This is a genomic window from Acinetobacter sp. AOR12_HL (assembly GCF_027855275.1).
In the GTDB taxonomy this organism is placed as follows: Bacteria; Pseudomonadota; Gammaproteobacteria; order Pseudomonadales; family Moraxellaceae; genus Acinetobacter; species Acinetobacter baumannii.
Map to the genome: position 1 here is coordinate 211,351 of NZ_JAKTIJ010000005.1, position 16,619 is coordinate 227,969.

General features: G+C 39.9%; 11 protein-coding genes. 5 read left to right on the forward strand and 6 right to left on the reverse strand.

Annotated features, from left to right (window positions below; translation table 11 throughout):
• Positions 1–275: 275 nt before the first annotated feature.
• The gene (locus tag MKL36_RS02090; protein ID WP_001984475.1) at positions 276–959 is read right to left on the reverse strand and encodes a Fe2+-dependent dioxygenase; all 684 of its coding nucleotides are present in this window, start codon (positions 957–959) and stop codon (positions 276–278) included.
• A gap of 104 nt (positions 960–1,063) precedes the next feature.
• Positions 1,064–3,295: a TonB-dependent receptor gene (locus MKL36_RS02095; RefSeq protein ID WP_002072256.1), complete on the reverse strand. Its 2,232-nt coding sequence runs from the start codon at positions 3,293–3,295 to the stop codon at positions 1,064–1,066.
• A gap of 414 nt (positions 3,296–3,709) precedes the next feature.
• On the opposite strand from MKL36_RS02095, the gene tig reads away from it, so the two are divergent.
• The 4 genes from tig to MKL36_RS02115 all read left to right on the forward strand — a co-directional run bounded on the left by tig (position 3,710) and on the right by MKL36_RS02115 (position 8,122).
• Positions 3,710–5,044: a trigger factor gene (tig, locus tag MKL36_RS02100; RefSeq protein WP_001198432.1), complete on the forward strand. Its 1,335-nt coding sequence runs from the start codon at positions 3,710–3,712 to the stop codon at positions 5,042–5,044.
• A 192-nt stretch (positions 5,045–5,236) separates the two neighbouring features.
• Complete coding sequence (gene clpP / locus MKL36_RS02105) at positions 5,237–5,842, forward strand: ATP-dependent Clp endopeptidase proteolytic subunit ClpP (protein ID WP_000289452.1); 606 nt, start codon at positions 5,237–5,239, stop codon at positions 5,840–5,842.
• 101 nt (positions 5,843–5,943) lie between these two features.
• Positions 5,944–7,257 carry an ATP-dependent Clp protease ATP-binding subunit ClpX gene (gene clpX, locus MKL36_RS02110; protein ID WP_001289250.1) on the forward strand — a complete coding sequence of 438 codons (1,314 nt, stop codon included), beginning with the start codon at positions 5,944–5,946 and terminating at the stop codon, positions 7,255–7,257.
• 148 nt (positions 7,258–7,405) lie between these two features.
• On the forward strand, positions 7,406–8,122 hold the full coding sequence (locus tag MKL36_RS02115; protein ID WP_086374128.1) for a DUF2846 domain-containing protein: 717 nt from the start codon (positions 7,406–7,408) through the stop codon (positions 8,120–8,122).
• Positions 8,123–8,146: 24 nt separating this feature from the next.
• Here MKL36_RS02115 and MKL36_RS02120 read toward each other — a convergent pair whose 3' ends face one another.
• From MKL36_RS02120 to MKL36_RS02135, 4 genes are all read right to left on the reverse strand, one after another.
• Positions 8,147–8,701 carry a DUF2059 domain-containing protein gene (locus tag MKL36_RS02120; protein ID WP_079548066.1) on the reverse strand — a complete coding sequence of 185 codons (555 nt, stop codon included), beginning with the start codon at positions 8,699–8,701 and terminating at the stop codon, positions 8,147–8,149.
• A gap of 141 nt (positions 8,702–8,842) precedes the next feature.
• Positions 8,843–10,369, reverse strand: coding sequence for a fumarate hydratase (locus MKL36_RS02125; protein ID WP_000207467.1), 1,527 nt, complete (start codon positions 10,367–10,369; stop codon positions 8,843–8,845).
• Between the two features lie 226 nt (positions 10,370–10,595).
• Entirely contained in the window at positions 10,596–12,740 is a 2,145-nt protein-coding gene (gene pta, locus MKL36_RS02130) for a phosphate acetyltransferase (RefSeq protein WP_086374127.1), read from the reverse strand.
• Positions 12,741–12,783: 43 nt separating this feature from the next.
• Positions 12,784–13,986: an acetate/propionate family kinase gene (locus tag MKL36_RS02135; RefSeq protein WP_000236000.1), complete on the reverse strand. Its 1,203-nt coding sequence runs from the start codon at positions 13,984–13,986 to the stop codon at positions 12,784–12,786.
• Between the two features lie 762 nt (positions 13,987–14,748).
• Here MKL36_RS02135 and edd point away from each other — a divergent pair.
• Positions 14,749–16,602, forward strand: a complete 1,854-nt coding sequence (gene edd, locus MKL36_RS02140; protein WP_000365488.1) for a phosphogluconate dehydratase — start codon at positions 14,749–14,751, stop codon at positions 16,600–16,602.
• The last annotated feature ends 17 nt before the right edge of the window (positions 16,603–16,619 follow it).

A 16,619-nucleotide genomic window follows, 5' to 3' on the forward strand; every position in this document is an offset into this window, starting at 1 on the left:
TTGAGTAGGCTGGGCAAACAAGTAATTCGTTTTCATCTATAGACCATGAAATAGTAAGTTTGGTGGTTTGCAAATATGCTTATTGTTTAGATATACCACATCTAAACGATGATTACACGTTGTGCAAAAGTCTTATAAAGATTTTAATTTCAGTGTTTAGAAAATAATTTTCTAATTTTGCATTGTTTTATATTTTGTCGAAAATAATTTTCATTATTTTGCCTTATTGAGATAAAAATAATTAATTAGCTAAAATAAGGCAAAAATAAATAGTGTTACAGTTCAGCCCATTTACGCATGAGATTATGGTAAAGGTTAGTCAGTTTAATTACTTCGCTATGATTATCACCCAGTTGCATTCTTAGGTTTTGTACCGTTTGATCTAAGTTAAAAAGCATATGTCGCTCGGCGTCATCACGAACCATACTTTGCACCCAGAAAAAAGAAGCAATACGGCAGCCAGAAGTAATTGCAGTCACTTCATGTAAGCTGGTGGATGGATATAAAATCATATCTCCTGCTGGGAGTTTCACTTCGTGATAACCATAAGTGTCTTCCACGACCAGATCACCACCTTCATATTCTTCAGGTTCGCTTAAAAATAAAGTGCATGACAAATCAGTTCTAAGCCGTTCGTTTGTACCACGTATGCGTCGGATAGAATTATCTACATGGAAACCAAAAGACTCCTGATTCTCATAACGATTAAAAAGAGGAGGGATGATATCAAGTGGAATTGCAGCAGATAAAAATAAAGGGTGTGTGCCTAGTGCCTCAAGAATAATATTGCTGAGATGGTGAGTAAGAGGGTGATCTTCAGGTAGCTGCTGATTGCGTTTTACAGTTGCAGAGAGTGTACCAGCGGTTACTTTGCCATTGACCCATTCAATTTTATCCATTTCATTACGAAAATATTGGACCTGCTCTTTACTCAAGACATTGGGAATATGATGGATCACGGTGATACCTGCGAGTAATAATAGTAGAAAATTAAAATAGCCTCTAACAAGAGAGGCTATTTTATATTATAAACCATAAAAATATTATGGGATTTTAGGTTAACTTAGTATTTAAAGTTAACTGCTAGAACTGCACTACGGCCTTCTGCTTCTGTTGCATAGTGAGAAGCGTAAGCTTTAGTGAAATAGCGCTTATCAGATAGGTTGTTGATATTTAATTGAAGATCAACATTTTTATTTACGTTGTAACGTGCCATCGCATCGTAACGTACGTAAGATGGAACCCATTTAGTATTCGCTACATCACCATATACTTTGTCAGAGTAAACAGCGCCAGCGCCTACCGTCAATTGTGGAAGTACTTTATAGGTAGTCCATAACGTAGCAGCTTGCTTAGGTACGTTTGGCATTTGGTTGCCATTATAAATGGATTGGTCAGTACATTTTCCGCTACGGCAAGATTTACCATTTTTGGTTAGTTCACTGTCTAAATAAGTATAGCCAGCTGAAATGTTCCATTTATCAGTAATTTCACCATTTAAGCCTAATTCAAAACCATCAACTTTACTTTCACCTACATTTGCATAAGTAGTTGGGTCGATTTGTACACGTGTATTTTGTTTTTCAGTACGGAAAATAGCAGCTGTTAAATTTAGGTGGTTATCTAGGAAATCCCATTTCGTACCGATTTCAAATGTTTGTGCCTCTTCGGGATCAATCATTTGATTATTGGCATTAATTGTTTCGCTATTATCCCCCCAACCTGCATTTAAGCCGACTGGACTAGCTGAGGTTGCATAGCTTGTATAAATTGAGCCATTCTCTGTTGGTTTAAATGTAATGCCCGCTTGATAGGTCACGAAATCTGAATCATTTTTTGCTGTATAGGCCGCTGCACTAGAAGTGGCTAAGAAGTTTTGTTCAGCTTCAAACTTATCCCAACGTAGGCCAAGATCTAATAACCATTTTGGTGTGATCTCAATATTGTCGAGTAAGTAGACAGAAGTACTTTCTACAGTTGCATCAAAGTCTGGGCGTGCTTGTAAACGGTCAACAAATGGCTTTTGAGTTGGACCATTGAGCGAAGTACACCAATTTGTTGATAAGTCTGAACAATCGCTATAGAAGCCAGTACTAGAAACATTACCTTTGGCATCAATAATGTTATAGCCGCCTTTATCAGTTTTTTGTTTGCTGTACTCTGCTCCTACATTAAATCTGTGCTTTAAGAAGCCAGTATCAAATTTACCTGTAAGTGCTAATTGATCGGTAAATGTCTCACTATCTGTAATAGCTGAGTTCAAACGATGCCAAACAAGACCTTTGCCAACATTACCTTTTGAGTCATCTGGGTTTGTCCAGACATAATCATTTTTTGATTTGGCATACATGGCCGTATTAGTAATAGTTATATTGTCGGTAAGGTCGTGTTCTAATTTAATTGTACCGATGTGATTTTCTTGCTTTTGAAAATCTCGATCTTTCCAGCCGTAATATGTACCTTGTTTGACTTCAGCCGGTTTACCTTGAGCTTTTCCAAGAGATGAATCCCAATAAGGAATACCTGAATCAGGTTTATCATCAGTTTGTAAATAATAGTAGCTCAAAGTTGCACGTGTCGGTGTATCTAAGCCAAAAGTAATACTTGGTGCAATACCAACACGTTTATATTCAGCCCCATTACTTTGGCCAGCCTTTTCATTTTGATGTCCCAAAACAGCTACACGTGCTGCAATGCCATTTCCAAAATCTTTATTACCATCTAAAGTGATACGTTGGTAGTTATCAGTACCAGCGGCTACTGAGCCTTCTAGAAAATCACCCTTTTTAGCTACCTTGGAAATCATATTGATGCTGCCACCAACTGAACCTGCACCACCCATTGCTGATGCGGAACCTTTGGTTACCTCTACTTGCTCGACCGCAAACATTTCACGGTTTTGTGAGGTAGAGTTGCGGATACCATCAATATACATAGAGCTTTCTGAACTATAACCACGGATGAAAGGTCGATCACCATTCGGATTACCGCCTTCACCTGCACCTAAAGTAATGCCAGGAACAGTACGCAATGCATCTGCTAAAGTTGTTACTTTTGTATCTTCTATAAGTTGTTTTGAGATAACTGATACTGATTTAGGAGTATCTAGAAGGGGAGCAACAAATTTAGAGTTTGCTGATTGATCAACCTTTAAAGATTCTTCTTGAGTCGCTTTAGTATGGATAGTTGGTAATTGCGAAACTGCTTCTTGCGCCATCGCAGTTGTTGCTATCATCGAGAGCGATGAGGCGATTGCAGAGGAAACAATTTTTTTACGTGTTCTAATCAATGACATGACTTTCAGGACTTAAATATAAACGTTATGCGAATAATAATAATTCTTATTTATATGTACAGTTTGTGTTAATTGGATTTGCCGATAGAATTATGAAGAAAATGTGAAAGTTTTAATCACTTTTAGTTACAAATTGGCCCTAATTAATTGATTAAACTTAACTGTTTAGAAAAACGATAACTTTATTAAAATTAATTGTAATTTTAGATTTGTAAAGGATAGTTAAAAAATTACTTTTGCTTAACGTTGCATTAAAAAAAATTAAAAAATCATAAAATTACTGTGAAATTTCCTAAAAATACGTCCTTCAATTTTATGATCTGATCGGTTAATTTTGTATATCTTGAAAGTTGTCATATAATACAGCACTTTTTTAAAAACTGTTCCTACTAACTAATTTTTATCGAGGAAGCCATGCAAGTAACGACTGAAGCGGTTTCGGGCGTTGCCCGTCGTTTAAATGTTTCTGTACCGACGAGCCGTATTAACGAGCAATTTGAAGCTCGTTTGAAGCGCACTGCCAAAACTGTGAAGATCAACGGCTTCCGTCCGGGCAAAGTACCTGCAAACGTTGTTCGCCGCGAATACGGTGCAAGTATTTATCAAGAAGTTGTGAATGACATCATTCGTGACAGCGTATTTGAAGCAATTCAACAAGAAAAAATCAATGCGGTAGGTATGCCGAACATTGAGAAAGTTGAACACAAAGAAGATGCTTTAGTTTTTGAAGCAACTGTAGAAGTTTATCCTGAAGTTGAAGTAAAAGCATTTGACGGTTTGGAAGTTGAACGTAAAACAGCTGAAATTAAAGACGCTGACGTTGACACCATGATCGAAAACTTGCAAAAGCAACGTCAAACTTGGGCTGTAACCAAGGGTATGGCGAAAAAAGACATGCAAGTGACTTTTGACTTCGAAGGTTCTATCGACGGTGAGAAGTTCGAAGGCGGTTCTGCTGAAGACTTTAAACTTGTGTTAGGTTCAGGCCGTATGATTCCTGGCTTCGAAGACGGCATCATTGGCATGAAAGCTGGTGAAGAGAAAGTTATTGATGTAACTTTCCCTGAAGATTACCAAGCTGAAAACTTAGCGGGTAAAGCAGCTCAGTTCAAAATCACTGTGAAGCAAGTTGAAAAGCCTAAACTTCCAGAGATTGATGCTGAATTCTTAAAAATCTTCGGTGTTTCTGAAGAAGAAGGCATTGAAAAATTAAAAGCTGACGTTCGTAAAAACATGGAACGTGAAGTTCGCAATGGTTTACGTAACCAAGTTAAACAAGCTGCATTTGATGCTCTTGTTGCTGCTAACGAAATTGAAGTTCCAGCTGCCATGGTTGCTCAAGAAATTGACCGTCAACGTCAACAAATGGTTCAACAATTCACTCAACAATTTGGTGGTGCGGGCGCGCAATCTTTTGACAAGAGCATGCTTCCTGACGAATTGTTCAAAGAACAAGCAGAACGTTCTGTTAAGCTTGGCGTATTGGTAAGCAAAGTATTAGCTGATGCTAAACTTGAAGTTGACCAAGCACGTGTTGATGCTTACATCGACGACATGGCTTCTTCTTATGAAGATCCAACTGAAGTGATTGAATACTTCAAAAATGATGCTCAACAACGCGCTCAAATTGAAGCTGTTGTGTTAGAAGATCAAGTTGTTGATCACATCTTAGCTTCTGCTAAAGTGACTGACAAAGCAGTATCTTACGAAGATTTATTGAAAGAACAACAAGCTCGCCGTATGGGCTAATCTTTTGAGAAGTCAGGAAAAGGCGCTTTAGGCGCCTTTTTCATTTTTAGGTATATGGTTAATTTGAGTACGTCTTAAGTACTTAGGTATAAATAATATAATATTTCAGTGCGAACCTTTTGCAATTTGAGAAATTATCCCGCATATTGTTGCCATAGGTTAAGTCACAAAAAATTTAGGAATAAATAACGTATGTATGTTCCAACAATTGAAAATGCTTTAGTTCCTGTTGTGGTTGAACAATCTTCTCGCGGCGAACGTTCTTTTGATATTTATTCACGACTTTTACGTGAGCGCGTCATTTTTCTAACTGGTGAAGTTGAAGACAACATGGCAAATTTGATTGTTGCCCAAATGTTGTTCTTGGAAGCTGAAAACCCAGATAAAGATATCCATCTTTATATTAACTCGCCAGGTGGTTCGGTCACTGCTGGTATGGCGATTTATGACACGATGCAATTTATTAAACCTGATGTAGTGACATACTGTATGGGGCAGGCTGCATCTATGGGCGCATTCTTATTAAATGCTGGTGCTAAAGGTAAACGCTATTGCCTTGAAAATGCACGTGTAATGATTCACCAACCATTAGGTGGATTCCGTGGTCAAGCATCAGATATTGAAATTCATGCTCGTGAAATTCTATTTATTAAAGAGCGTTTGAACCGTTTGATGGCAGAACACAGTGGTCAAGACTATGACACGATTGCTCGTGATACCGATCGTGATAACTTTATGACTGCACAAGCAGCAAAAGAATATGGCTTGGTCGATCAGGTATTAAGTAAGCGTCCATAAGGGAAAATATTAAGTGGCTTGAGTTGTTGGAAAACGCCTCCATATAGTCATTTAACCCTATCGCTTGCCCTCATATTTAAGATTCTATTTGTGGAGAGAATATGTCCGAACATCCTCAAGGACAAAAACATTGTTCATTTTGCGGTAAAACGCAGTCTGAAGTCGGGAAACTGATTGCGGGCGAGGACGCATATATTTGTAATGAGTGTGTAGATGTCTGCTTAGACCTTGTACAAACCAGCCAACAGGTTGAAGCAGGTGACTGGGCGAGCAAGGCATTGCCAAAACCACATGAAATACGTGCTGCGCTTGATCAATATGTAATTGGTCAGGATCTTGCCAAAAAGACATTATCTGTTGCCGTTTATAACCATTATAAGCGTTTGAAAGTCGGGCAATCTGGTCATGTGTCTAAAGATGTGGAAATTGCTAAAAGTAACATTCTACTGATTGGGCCTACCGGTTCAGGTAAAACATTACTTGCTCAAACATTGGCTCGTTTGTTAGATGTGCCGTTTGCAATGGCAGATGCGACTACTTTGACTGAAGCGGGTTATGTTGGCGAAGACGTTGAAAATATCGTACAAAAGCTTTTGCAAAAAGCAGATTACGATGTAGAAAAAGCTCAAAAGGGCATTATCTACATTGATGAAATCGACAAGATTACACGTAAATCTGAAAATCCATCGATTACTCGTGATGTGTCTGGTGAAGGTGTACAACAAGCTTTGCTTAAGATGATTGAAGGTACTGTAGCTTCAATTCCACCACAAGGTGGACGTAAACATCCGCAGCAAGAGTTCATTCAAATTGATACCTCAAATATCCTATTTATTTGTGGTGGTGCATTTGCTGGACTGGAAAAAATTGTACAACAGCGTCAAGAGAAAGGTGGAATTGGCTTTACGGCTGATGTTAAAAACAAAGATGAAACCAAAAAACTTGCTGAATTATTCCGTCAAGTTGAGCCAACCGATTTAGTTAAATTTGGTTTAATTCCAGAATTCATTGGCCGTTTACCAGTGATTGCAACGCTTGAAGAGCTTGATGAAGAAGCATTAATGCAAATTTTGACTGAACCGAAAAATGCATTAACTCGTCAGTATCAATACCTGTTCAATATGGAAAATGTTGACCTCGTATTTGAAGATTCAGCTTTACGTGCAGTGGCTAAGCGAGCGCTTGAGCGTAATACCGGAGCTCGTGGCCTACGTTCGATTTTGGAAAATGTTCTACTTGAAACGATGTATGACTTGCCAAGCCGTACAGATGTAGGAACAGTTTTCATTAATGAAGCAGTTATTAATGGTGAAGCTGAACCTGTCTACAAGTCAGAACGTCAGCCTAAAGAAGCAGTAACACATGAAAGTGTTGCCAAGGCAGATTTAAAAGTAATTGATTCGAAGTCTGCTTAGATTTCATTCATCTAAAAAGCATGAATTGCCTCGGTGATTCATGCTTTTTTTGTTTTCAATTCATGTAGGTGGTGTTAATCTAAAAAAACAAAATACGCATAGTTTTGCGATATAGAAAAAATCAAAAGAAAACGCTTTGAGGGATGTCATGCGTTATTTAATTATTGCTTTAAGTTGTGCCGCATTACTTGCAGGTTGCCAAAGTTCATCACACTTAGAAAAGAATTCAGGTGAGCTGACCGCCACTTTACCTAAAGTTGATGTTGATAAAGAACCCGGTTTATTGGATCAATATCGTTTAGGGGGCTTCACTGTAGGGGGATGGGTAAATCAAAAGTTAGGTCAGACATTTGCGCCAGTTAAACCCCAAAATGAGCAGGCAGCAGTTGTCTATCTTTACCGGCCAGACACGAAATGGAATCGTCAGGAAATTGCAGCCATCAATTTATTTGTAAATGGAAAACGAATTCCAAGTTTATTGCATAACCATTATTACTGGATTGAACTGCCAGCAGGAACTTACCGTATTTCAGCAAGCCGCCCTTTGTTGGGGATTCATTTTCAAGAACCTAAATATATCGATATTACGGTAGATGCAGGAGCATCTTATTATTTGAAGTATGATGAAGAAAATAAAATGGACCGTAGTGAGCACACGGGTCCATTTATGTTAATGCAAGATAATATTGGTCGTAGAGAAATTGCATTTACCGAGCTTAAATCTTCTAGCTATAATTTTGTTGCTGAAGATGCTTCAGGAAAAATACGTCATAAACCCCAAGAGTTAAAACCTGCTAAATATAATGAAAAGTCAGATGTACATCTGATAAAACCATTTAAATTGTGGAATCTCTTAACGTGGTAACAATTTGAGGTCGATAAAGAAAAGTTAAGGCTTTTCTTTATCTTTCATTAAGGGTGCAATAATTTTTAGCATTTCTTCTTGCATATGATCTCGTGCTTTAGGGTCATTAAAAGTTTGCTGTCCCAATTCCATCATATATTCTGAAATTTGCCCCATAATCTGTACATTTTTACGGGTAATTGATTGGCCTTCTGGGGTTTTCAAAAACTTTAAATTTGCTTGGATTTCTTCTTCGGTATACGTTTTTAAATAAATATCTTGTAAGGCTTGAGTCGTTTTAGGGCTGCTAATCAGCTGGTTACTCGAATCTTTTAAAAGTAAGCCTAACTTTTTCGCTGCCTCTTTTTCTTTCGGGCCTAAAGTTTTGATGCCCGTAATATTGCTAATGATCTGTTCAGCTTGTTGATCATAGTAAGGCGTTAACTCATTGATTGATTCTTTCAATAGATAATCAATTTGGCTCATTTGCATGAGTTCTTTCACTGAACTTAACTTGGCAGGAGAAGCAAATAAGCTTGTAGTAATACAGCTTAGACAGAGACTGATTGAAAGATTTTTAAGAATAGGGCGAATAGTCATGAAATGACCTATATGCAGTGTAGGGCGGGTGGGTGTATTCATTAATAGCACAGATTGGCGAACCAATTGTTACAATTCTTTTCAATTTCAAAAAAATATTAAAAGGCATAAAAAAAGCACCGAATCCGGTGCTTTTCTTGATTAGCCAGCTGCGGCATCGATTACTGGAATTTTACCAATTTTCGCTTGCCAGATTTTTGGAGCTACTGCGTGAATTGATGTACCGTTTACATCAACTGCAACAGATACAGGCATATCTTCCACTACAAATTTGTAGATTGCTTCCATACCCAAGTCTGCAAATGCAACCACTTCAGCTTCGCGAACAGCTTTAGATACGAGGTAAGCTGCACCGCCAACTGCCATAAGGTAAGTTGCTTTGTTGTCCTTGATTGCTTCAATTGCTGTAGGACCACGATCAGCTTTACCGATCATACCGAATAGACCGGTATGCTCGAGTACTTTACGTGTGAATTTGTCCATACGTGTAGCCGTTGTAGGACCGGCAGGACCAACCACTTCATCACGTACCGGATCAACAGGACCAACGTAGTAAATAAACTTGCCTTTAAGATCAACCGGTAACTCTTCACCGTTGTCGATCATTTCAACCATACGTTTATGTGCAGCATCACGACCTGTGTACATTGTCCCGCTAAGAAGTAATGTGTCGCCTGGTTTCCAAGAATCCATTTCTTCTTGAGTAATGGTATCAAGGTTTACACGTTTAGATTGTGAAGCATCCCAAGTTACAGATGGGTAGTCTTCAAGTTTTGGTGCTTGAATATGAGCTACACCTGAACCATCAAGCTGGAAGTGAGCGTGACGAGTCGCAGCACAGTTAGGAATCATACCTACTGGTTTGCCAGCAGCGTGACATGGGTAGTCTTTGATTTTAATGTCAAGAACAGTCGTTAAACCGCCAAGACCTTGTGCACCAATACCAAGAGCGTTTACTTTTTCAAAGATTTCGATACGAAGTTCTTCGATTTTGTTCTCTGGTCCACGGCGAAGTAATTCGTCCATGTTGATTTCTTCCATGAGCGCTTCTTTCGCAAGCATCATGGCTTTTTCAGCAGTACCACCAATACCGATACCGAGCATACCAGGAGGACACCAGCCTGCACCCATAGTTGGAACGGTTTTAAGAACCCAGTCAACAATCGAGTCAGATGGGTTAAGCATCGCAAGTTTAGATTTGTTTTCTGAACCGCCACCTTTAGCAGCAACAGTGATATCTACTTTGTTACCTGGTACGAGTTTGTAGTGAATAACGGCAGGGGTGTTATCTTTTGTATTTTTACGACCAAATGCAGGGTCAGCAAGAACAGATGCACGAAGAACGTTGCTGTTTTCAAGGTAACCTTGGCGAACACCTTCATTTACTGCATCGTCTAAGCTCATTGTTAAATCAAATTTAACATCTAAGCCCACTTCAAGGAAAACGTTAACAATACCAGTATCTTGGCAAATTGGACGATGACCTTCCGCACACATGCGAGAGTTAATTAAAATCTGTGCAATTGCATCCTTTGCAGCTTTGTTTTCTTCGCGATCATAAGCACGGCTCATCGCTTGGATAAAGTCTTGCGGGTGATAGTACGAAATAAACTGTAGGGCGTCCTTGATTGATGTAATCAAGTCATCTTGTTTGATAATCGTTGTCATACCAAAAAATCTCTTGAGCGGGCTGTTAGCTAGCGGGCTAAATTATATGACAAAAAGACAATCTTGTGGGGGATTGGTTGATCTTTTGACCGAAAGTCGAATAACACAAAGGCTAAGTTATTTAAAATTAAGAACAACCTAGAATCCGGCTTATTTTTAAAAAATAAAAAAAGCCATTTGAGCGGATATCAAATGGCGAGAGGTAGAAAAGATTAAATGATATTAATTATTTGGCAGCAGCTTGTTGCTCGGCCTGAATGGCTGTTAATGCGATAGTAAAGACGATGTCATCTACTAAAGCACCACGAGACAAGTCATTGACTGGCTTATTTAGGCCTTGCAGCATTGGGCCAACGCTAACTACATTTGCTGCACGTTGTACTGCTTTATAGGTTGTGTTTCCTGTATTTAAGTCAGGGAAAATAAACACATTGGCACGGCCGGCAACGCGTGAGTCTGGTGCCTTTTGGCGTCCTACACTTTCAACTGAAGCCGCATCGTATTGTAGTGGACCGTCAATCAGTAAATCAGGGCGACGTTGCTGTGCAATTTGAGTCGCTTGCTGTACTTTCTCAACATCAGCACCCGTTCCAGATGTACCAGTTGAGTAGCTGATCATGGCAATACGTGGGTCAATTCCAAACGCTTTTGCAGAGTCAGCAGACTGAATCGCAATTTCGGCAAGCTGTTCGGCTGTAGGATCCGGGTTAATTGCACAGTCACCGTAGACATAGACTTCATCCGGTAAAAGCATAAAGAAAATGGATGAAACCAGTGAGTACGCTGGTGCGGTTTTAATCAGCTGGAACGCTGGACGCACTGTATTGGCGGTTGTATGAACTGCCCCCGAAACTAATCCATCCACATGATCTAGAGCTAGCATCATGGTGCCGAGAACTACAGTATCTTGTAATTGCTCTTTAGCTTGTAGGTCGTTGAGTTTGCCTTTGCGGAGTTCAACCATTGGTGCAATATATTGGTCACGGATCTGATCTGGATCAATAATTTCTAACCCGGCTGGTAACTCGATACCACGTGCTTTTGCTACGTCATGTACAGTTTCTGGTTTTGCTAACAAAATACAATGCGCAATACCACGAGCCTGACATATAGCAGCAGCTTCAATAGTGCGTGGCTCATCACCTTCTGGAAGGACAATCCGTTTTTTAGCTGCAATCGATTTTTGTACCAGTTCATGACGGAATGCAGAAGGGGAAAGGCGTGGTGTAGCACCGTTATTACTATGCTGTTTAAGCCATTCGACATCTATGTGACTGGAAACAAATCGGGTCACTTGTTCGGCACGTTCAGTGTCATCGGTTGGAATTTCATTACCAAAATCGGATAGGCGCTGCGCAGTTTCTAGTGTATTTAAATGGGTATGTAAAATTGGCAACCCTTGTTTAATTGCACTTTGGCAAAACTCTAAAAGCTTGGGAGCAGGAGCTTCACGCTCAGTCAACACCAAGCCTGCCAGTGGAATACCATTACTGGTGGCGAGACTACTTGCCAGTAATACATCGGTACGTTCAGAGGCGCTAATGATCAGTTCACCAGCAATGAATTTATTCAGTTCATATTCAATGCTTGAGGCAATTAAACTTGAGTGCAAAATACGACGTGTTTTTGCTTCGCCTTGATTTACCCATTGGCCATCAATCACGCTCGCGATATCTAATGTTCTAGGTACACTTAAGGTATTACTAAACGGAACTAGACCAATAATTGGTAAATCGCTTGATCCAAAGTAGCGGTTATATTTTTGCAATTCTGCCGTAAATTTTGCGATGTCTTCAGTTGGACGTAACGATGGGTCAAATGCAACAGGTATTTGAGCTGTTTCTTCCGACAACCCGCGTGTACGCATAAAGAGTACGCCTGCTGTTCGGTTAGAGGTTGCACCACCAAACTGCCGTAAGTGAGCTTCAACTTTCTCTGCTGTTTTACGTGGGTTTTGAATATCTGCTGTACTGACTAAAACCACTTCAGCATCAAGCGCTTGAGCAAGGCTTGCATTAAGTTCACTGGCAAAATGGTCTTGCCCATTTGGTAATAAGCCTTCAACAATAATCACATTATTGTCTGCTGCGATACTGCGATGAAGACTTACTGCTTCTTCAAGTAACTCATCGATTTCACCAGCCGCAATGCGTTGGGTTAGCTTTTCATGAGAAATGGATTGAACAGTTTTGCTTTGAAATAAATGACCAAATAAAGAGGTAGTTCGGTCTAAATTTTCTTGATCTACCTGAGAGAACGGTTTTAAAAAGCCTGCTTTAATCCCATTACAATCAAGTGCATAAATCATACCTAAGCAGGCAGAGGTTAAACCAACCCCTTCACCTGTAGGAATTAATAAAATTGTATTCATATAAACCTATAAATAAATGAATAGCGTTTTTTAACTTCTGTAATTAAGCAAGGCTAACTTCAGGAGATGTATTTTGTGAAACCTCTACAACCTGACGAGTTTCTTTGGCAATACGGCCTTCTTCATCGGTTGGAATCACCCAGATTTGTGGGCCTGTGCCGCTATCTATACGGCCTTCAGTGCCACGTTTTAAATTGTTGTTCTGGTCTTTATCGAGCTGTAAACCGAAATGAGGTAAATAAGCTAGAGTTTTCTCACGAATATAAGCAGAGTTCTCACCAATACCGCCTGTAAAGATCAAGCCATCAATACTTGGTAAACCACAGCTTAGGGCAGCAAGTGATTTTGCAAGGCGATAGCTAAATACTTCAATCGCGAGGCAAGCATCCTCATTGCCATTTTCAGCAGCTTCAATCACTGTACGCATATCGTTAGAGAGTTGTGATAAGCCAAGTAATCCACTTTCGTTATTTAAAACTTTATCGATTTTTGCTAAGTCCCAGCCAAGATTTTTAGCAAGGAAGCTGTGTAAGCTTGGATCGACATCACCACTACGTGTTCCCATTACAACACCTTCAAGTGGAGTAAGGCCCATAGAAGTATCAACACTTTGTCCATTCCACACTGCACAAGTCGAGCTACCATTGCCCAAGTGTGCTGTTAACCAACCGCCTTTTTGGAATTTTCCTGCCAGTTCACTGCCGCGGTCAGACACATAAGCATGGCTTGTACCGTGGAAACCATAGCGACGAACATTATGTTCTGTATACAAAAACTTAGGGATTGCATAACGGTATGCATGTGCAGGCATAGTTTGATGAAATGCGGTGTCAAATACGGCAACTTGAGGTAATTCAGGGAAAAGGCGCATCGTTGCTTCAATCCCGATTAAGTGAGCAGGATTATGAAGCGGTGCAAGCGGAGTGGCTGCACGAATACGTTCTACAATTTCAGGGGTGAGTAATTCAGCTTTGGTAAGGCTTCCACCATGTACGACACGGTGACCGATTGCTTGAGGTTTATAGTTTGCAAGACGTGCAAGTAAAGTTTCTAAAGCTTTGGCGTGGTCAGCATAAGGAATTGAAAGCTCTAGCGGTTCTCCACCGACAGTAATCCCTTTAATACGAGCATCAGCTGCCCCTAAGTTTTCTGCTAAACCGTAAATACGATCTTCACGACGCTCTGAAACCAGTGCGTATTTAATAGATGAAGAACCGCAATTAATAACTAATACTGATGTAGCCACGTTGAAATACCCAAGTCCTGATATAAAAATAGTTTTCCTAACTTCCTGATCAAAAGGCATTAATTGTGTGATGCATTAAGAGCAGGTTGTGATGTTTTAACATGTGTTGTTTTTCTGTCCAAGATAGACTTTAGCCCATTAGACTTAAGCACTATCGACCATTAAATTTTTTATAACTAATATTCGCTCAGTATAAAGCTTAACCACTGTATTTATTGTTTTTTTGTAGAAGAATTAAACAGTTTTTTGTATATATTTATGAAAGGTAGATTTCTATTTAATGTATTTTTCAAATATTTGGTATAAATTTTTTAAGAAAAAAGAAGTGCTGTTATTTTAATCAAACTAGAGGGGAGTATTACAAATAATATACGTAAATGAAATTAAATTTTAATCGTTTATATATAGGTTAAAATGAATAAATCATAAACATTTTTAATATAAAACTTAGTATAAAAAAGTCGGTATTAATACATTTATAAGAATAATTTATTGCTTTGATATTATGAGAATTTTCTCATAGTTAATAGAGGCAGATTTACCAATAAATATAGTCAAAAATAAAACCAGCTTCTCGTTTAAAACTTAAACATAATTTGTATTTAATACCGATGCTCGAGTATTACCGTAAAGTTGACTAGGGCTTGCATGTCGCTTTTTGCCTTAATAATATTGTTCCTCCCCCTTATCAAATGATGATGAAATATATCATTTGGTCTATTTTTATGTTCCGGCTTATCCGGTTGTACAGGAGCGTCCAGCATGGACTTGCCGAATCCAGTATTGGCAAAAGTTACTGAACGTGTAATTGCGCGTAGCCAAAAAACTCGTTCTGCATATTTACAACGTATTGAACATGCCCAAGGCAAATTCCCAGCTCGTGGTGCACTCTCATGTGCCAACCTGGCTCATGGTTTTGCTGGCATGGAAGATAATGAAAAATTAATTATTAAAGTTGGCCGTGAACCAAATATTGGCATTGTGTCTTCATATAATGAAATGCTTTCAGCACATGCCCCATATAAAACATTCCCTGACATTATAAAAACAGCTGCACGTGAAAATGGTGGTGTTGCACAGTTTGCGGGCGGTGTACCGGCAATGTGTGATGGTATTACTCAAGGTAATGCCGGTATGGAATTATCACTATTTTCACGTGAAACCATTGCGATGGGGACTGCGATTGCACTTTCCCATAACATGTTTGATGCCGCATTGTGTCTCGGGGTATGCGATAAGATTGTTCCGGGCTTGCTGATTGGTGCTTTGCAGTTTGGTTATCTACCAACCATTTTTGTACCTGCGGGGCCAATGAGTAGCGGTTTGTCGAATGATGATAAAGCTAAAATCCGCCAGCAATTCGCGACAGGTCAAGTAGGACGCGATGCCCTACTTGAAGCTGAATCGGCTGCCTATCATGGTCAAGGAACATGTACATTCTATGGTACTGCGAACAGTAACCAAATGTTGATGGAAGTGATGGGCTTACATTTGCCAAGTGCGGCATTTGTTCATCCTCATACCCCATTACGTGATGCGCTCACTGCTGAAGCTGCTAAACGTGTACTTGACTTAACTGCCGAGCGAGGCAACTACACGCCGATTGGCCATGTTATTGATGAAAAAGCCATTATCAATGGCATTGTGGCTCTATTGGCTACAGGCGGTTCAACCAACCATACGTTGCATCTTATTGCGATTGCGCGTGCGGCTGGCATTTTAATTGACTGGGATGACTTTGATGAGTTGTCTGCTGTTGTTCCATTGCTCGCAAAAATCTATCCAAATGGTAAGGCCGATGTAAACCATTTCCAAGCTGCGGGTGGGGTAGCATTCCTTATTCGTAACTTACTTGAGGCTGGTTTGTTACATAACGATGTGACGACCGTCGCTGGTAAAGGTTTACAGCATTACACCAAAGAACCGAAATTGATTGACGGTAAGCTTACTTGGGTTGACGGGGTAGTTCAAAGCCTTGATGACAAAGTACTCCGTAGCATTGATGCGCCGTTTCAGCCAGATGGCGGATTGCGCTTAATGCAAGGTCGCCTTGGCCGTGGTGTTATCAAGATTTCTGCGGTTGCTCCAGAGCACCGTAAAGTGAAAGCACCGGCAATTGTTTTTGACTCGCAAGAAGCGGTACAGGCAGCGTTTGATCGTGGTGAATTGCACCGAGACTTTATTGCGGTTGTTCGTTTCCAAGGTGCGCGTGCTAATGGTATGCCTGAGTTGCACCGCTTGACTCCTGTGTTGGGTGTTTTACAAGATCAAGGCTTCCATGTTGCATTAGTAACCGATGGCCGTATGTCTGGTGCTTCAGGCAAAGTACCGGCAGTCATTCATTTGTCTCCAGAAGCGTTATTGAACGGCCCGATTGGCAAAGTTCAAACCGGGGATATGTTAATTATTGATGCTGAAGCTGGTGTACTTGATATTGAGTTAGATGAGCAGACTTGGCAGTCACGTCCTGTTGCTCAACCAGAACATCAGGCAGAAAACGAAGTTGGTTTTGGCCGTGAATTATTTGGTGTGTTCCGTGCGGCAGCAGCGCCTGCTGAACATGGCGCATCTGTGTTTGGTGCACTTGTTGGCGAAGAGCCACAAGGGCAGATTTAAGACAAAGGAATTACAAA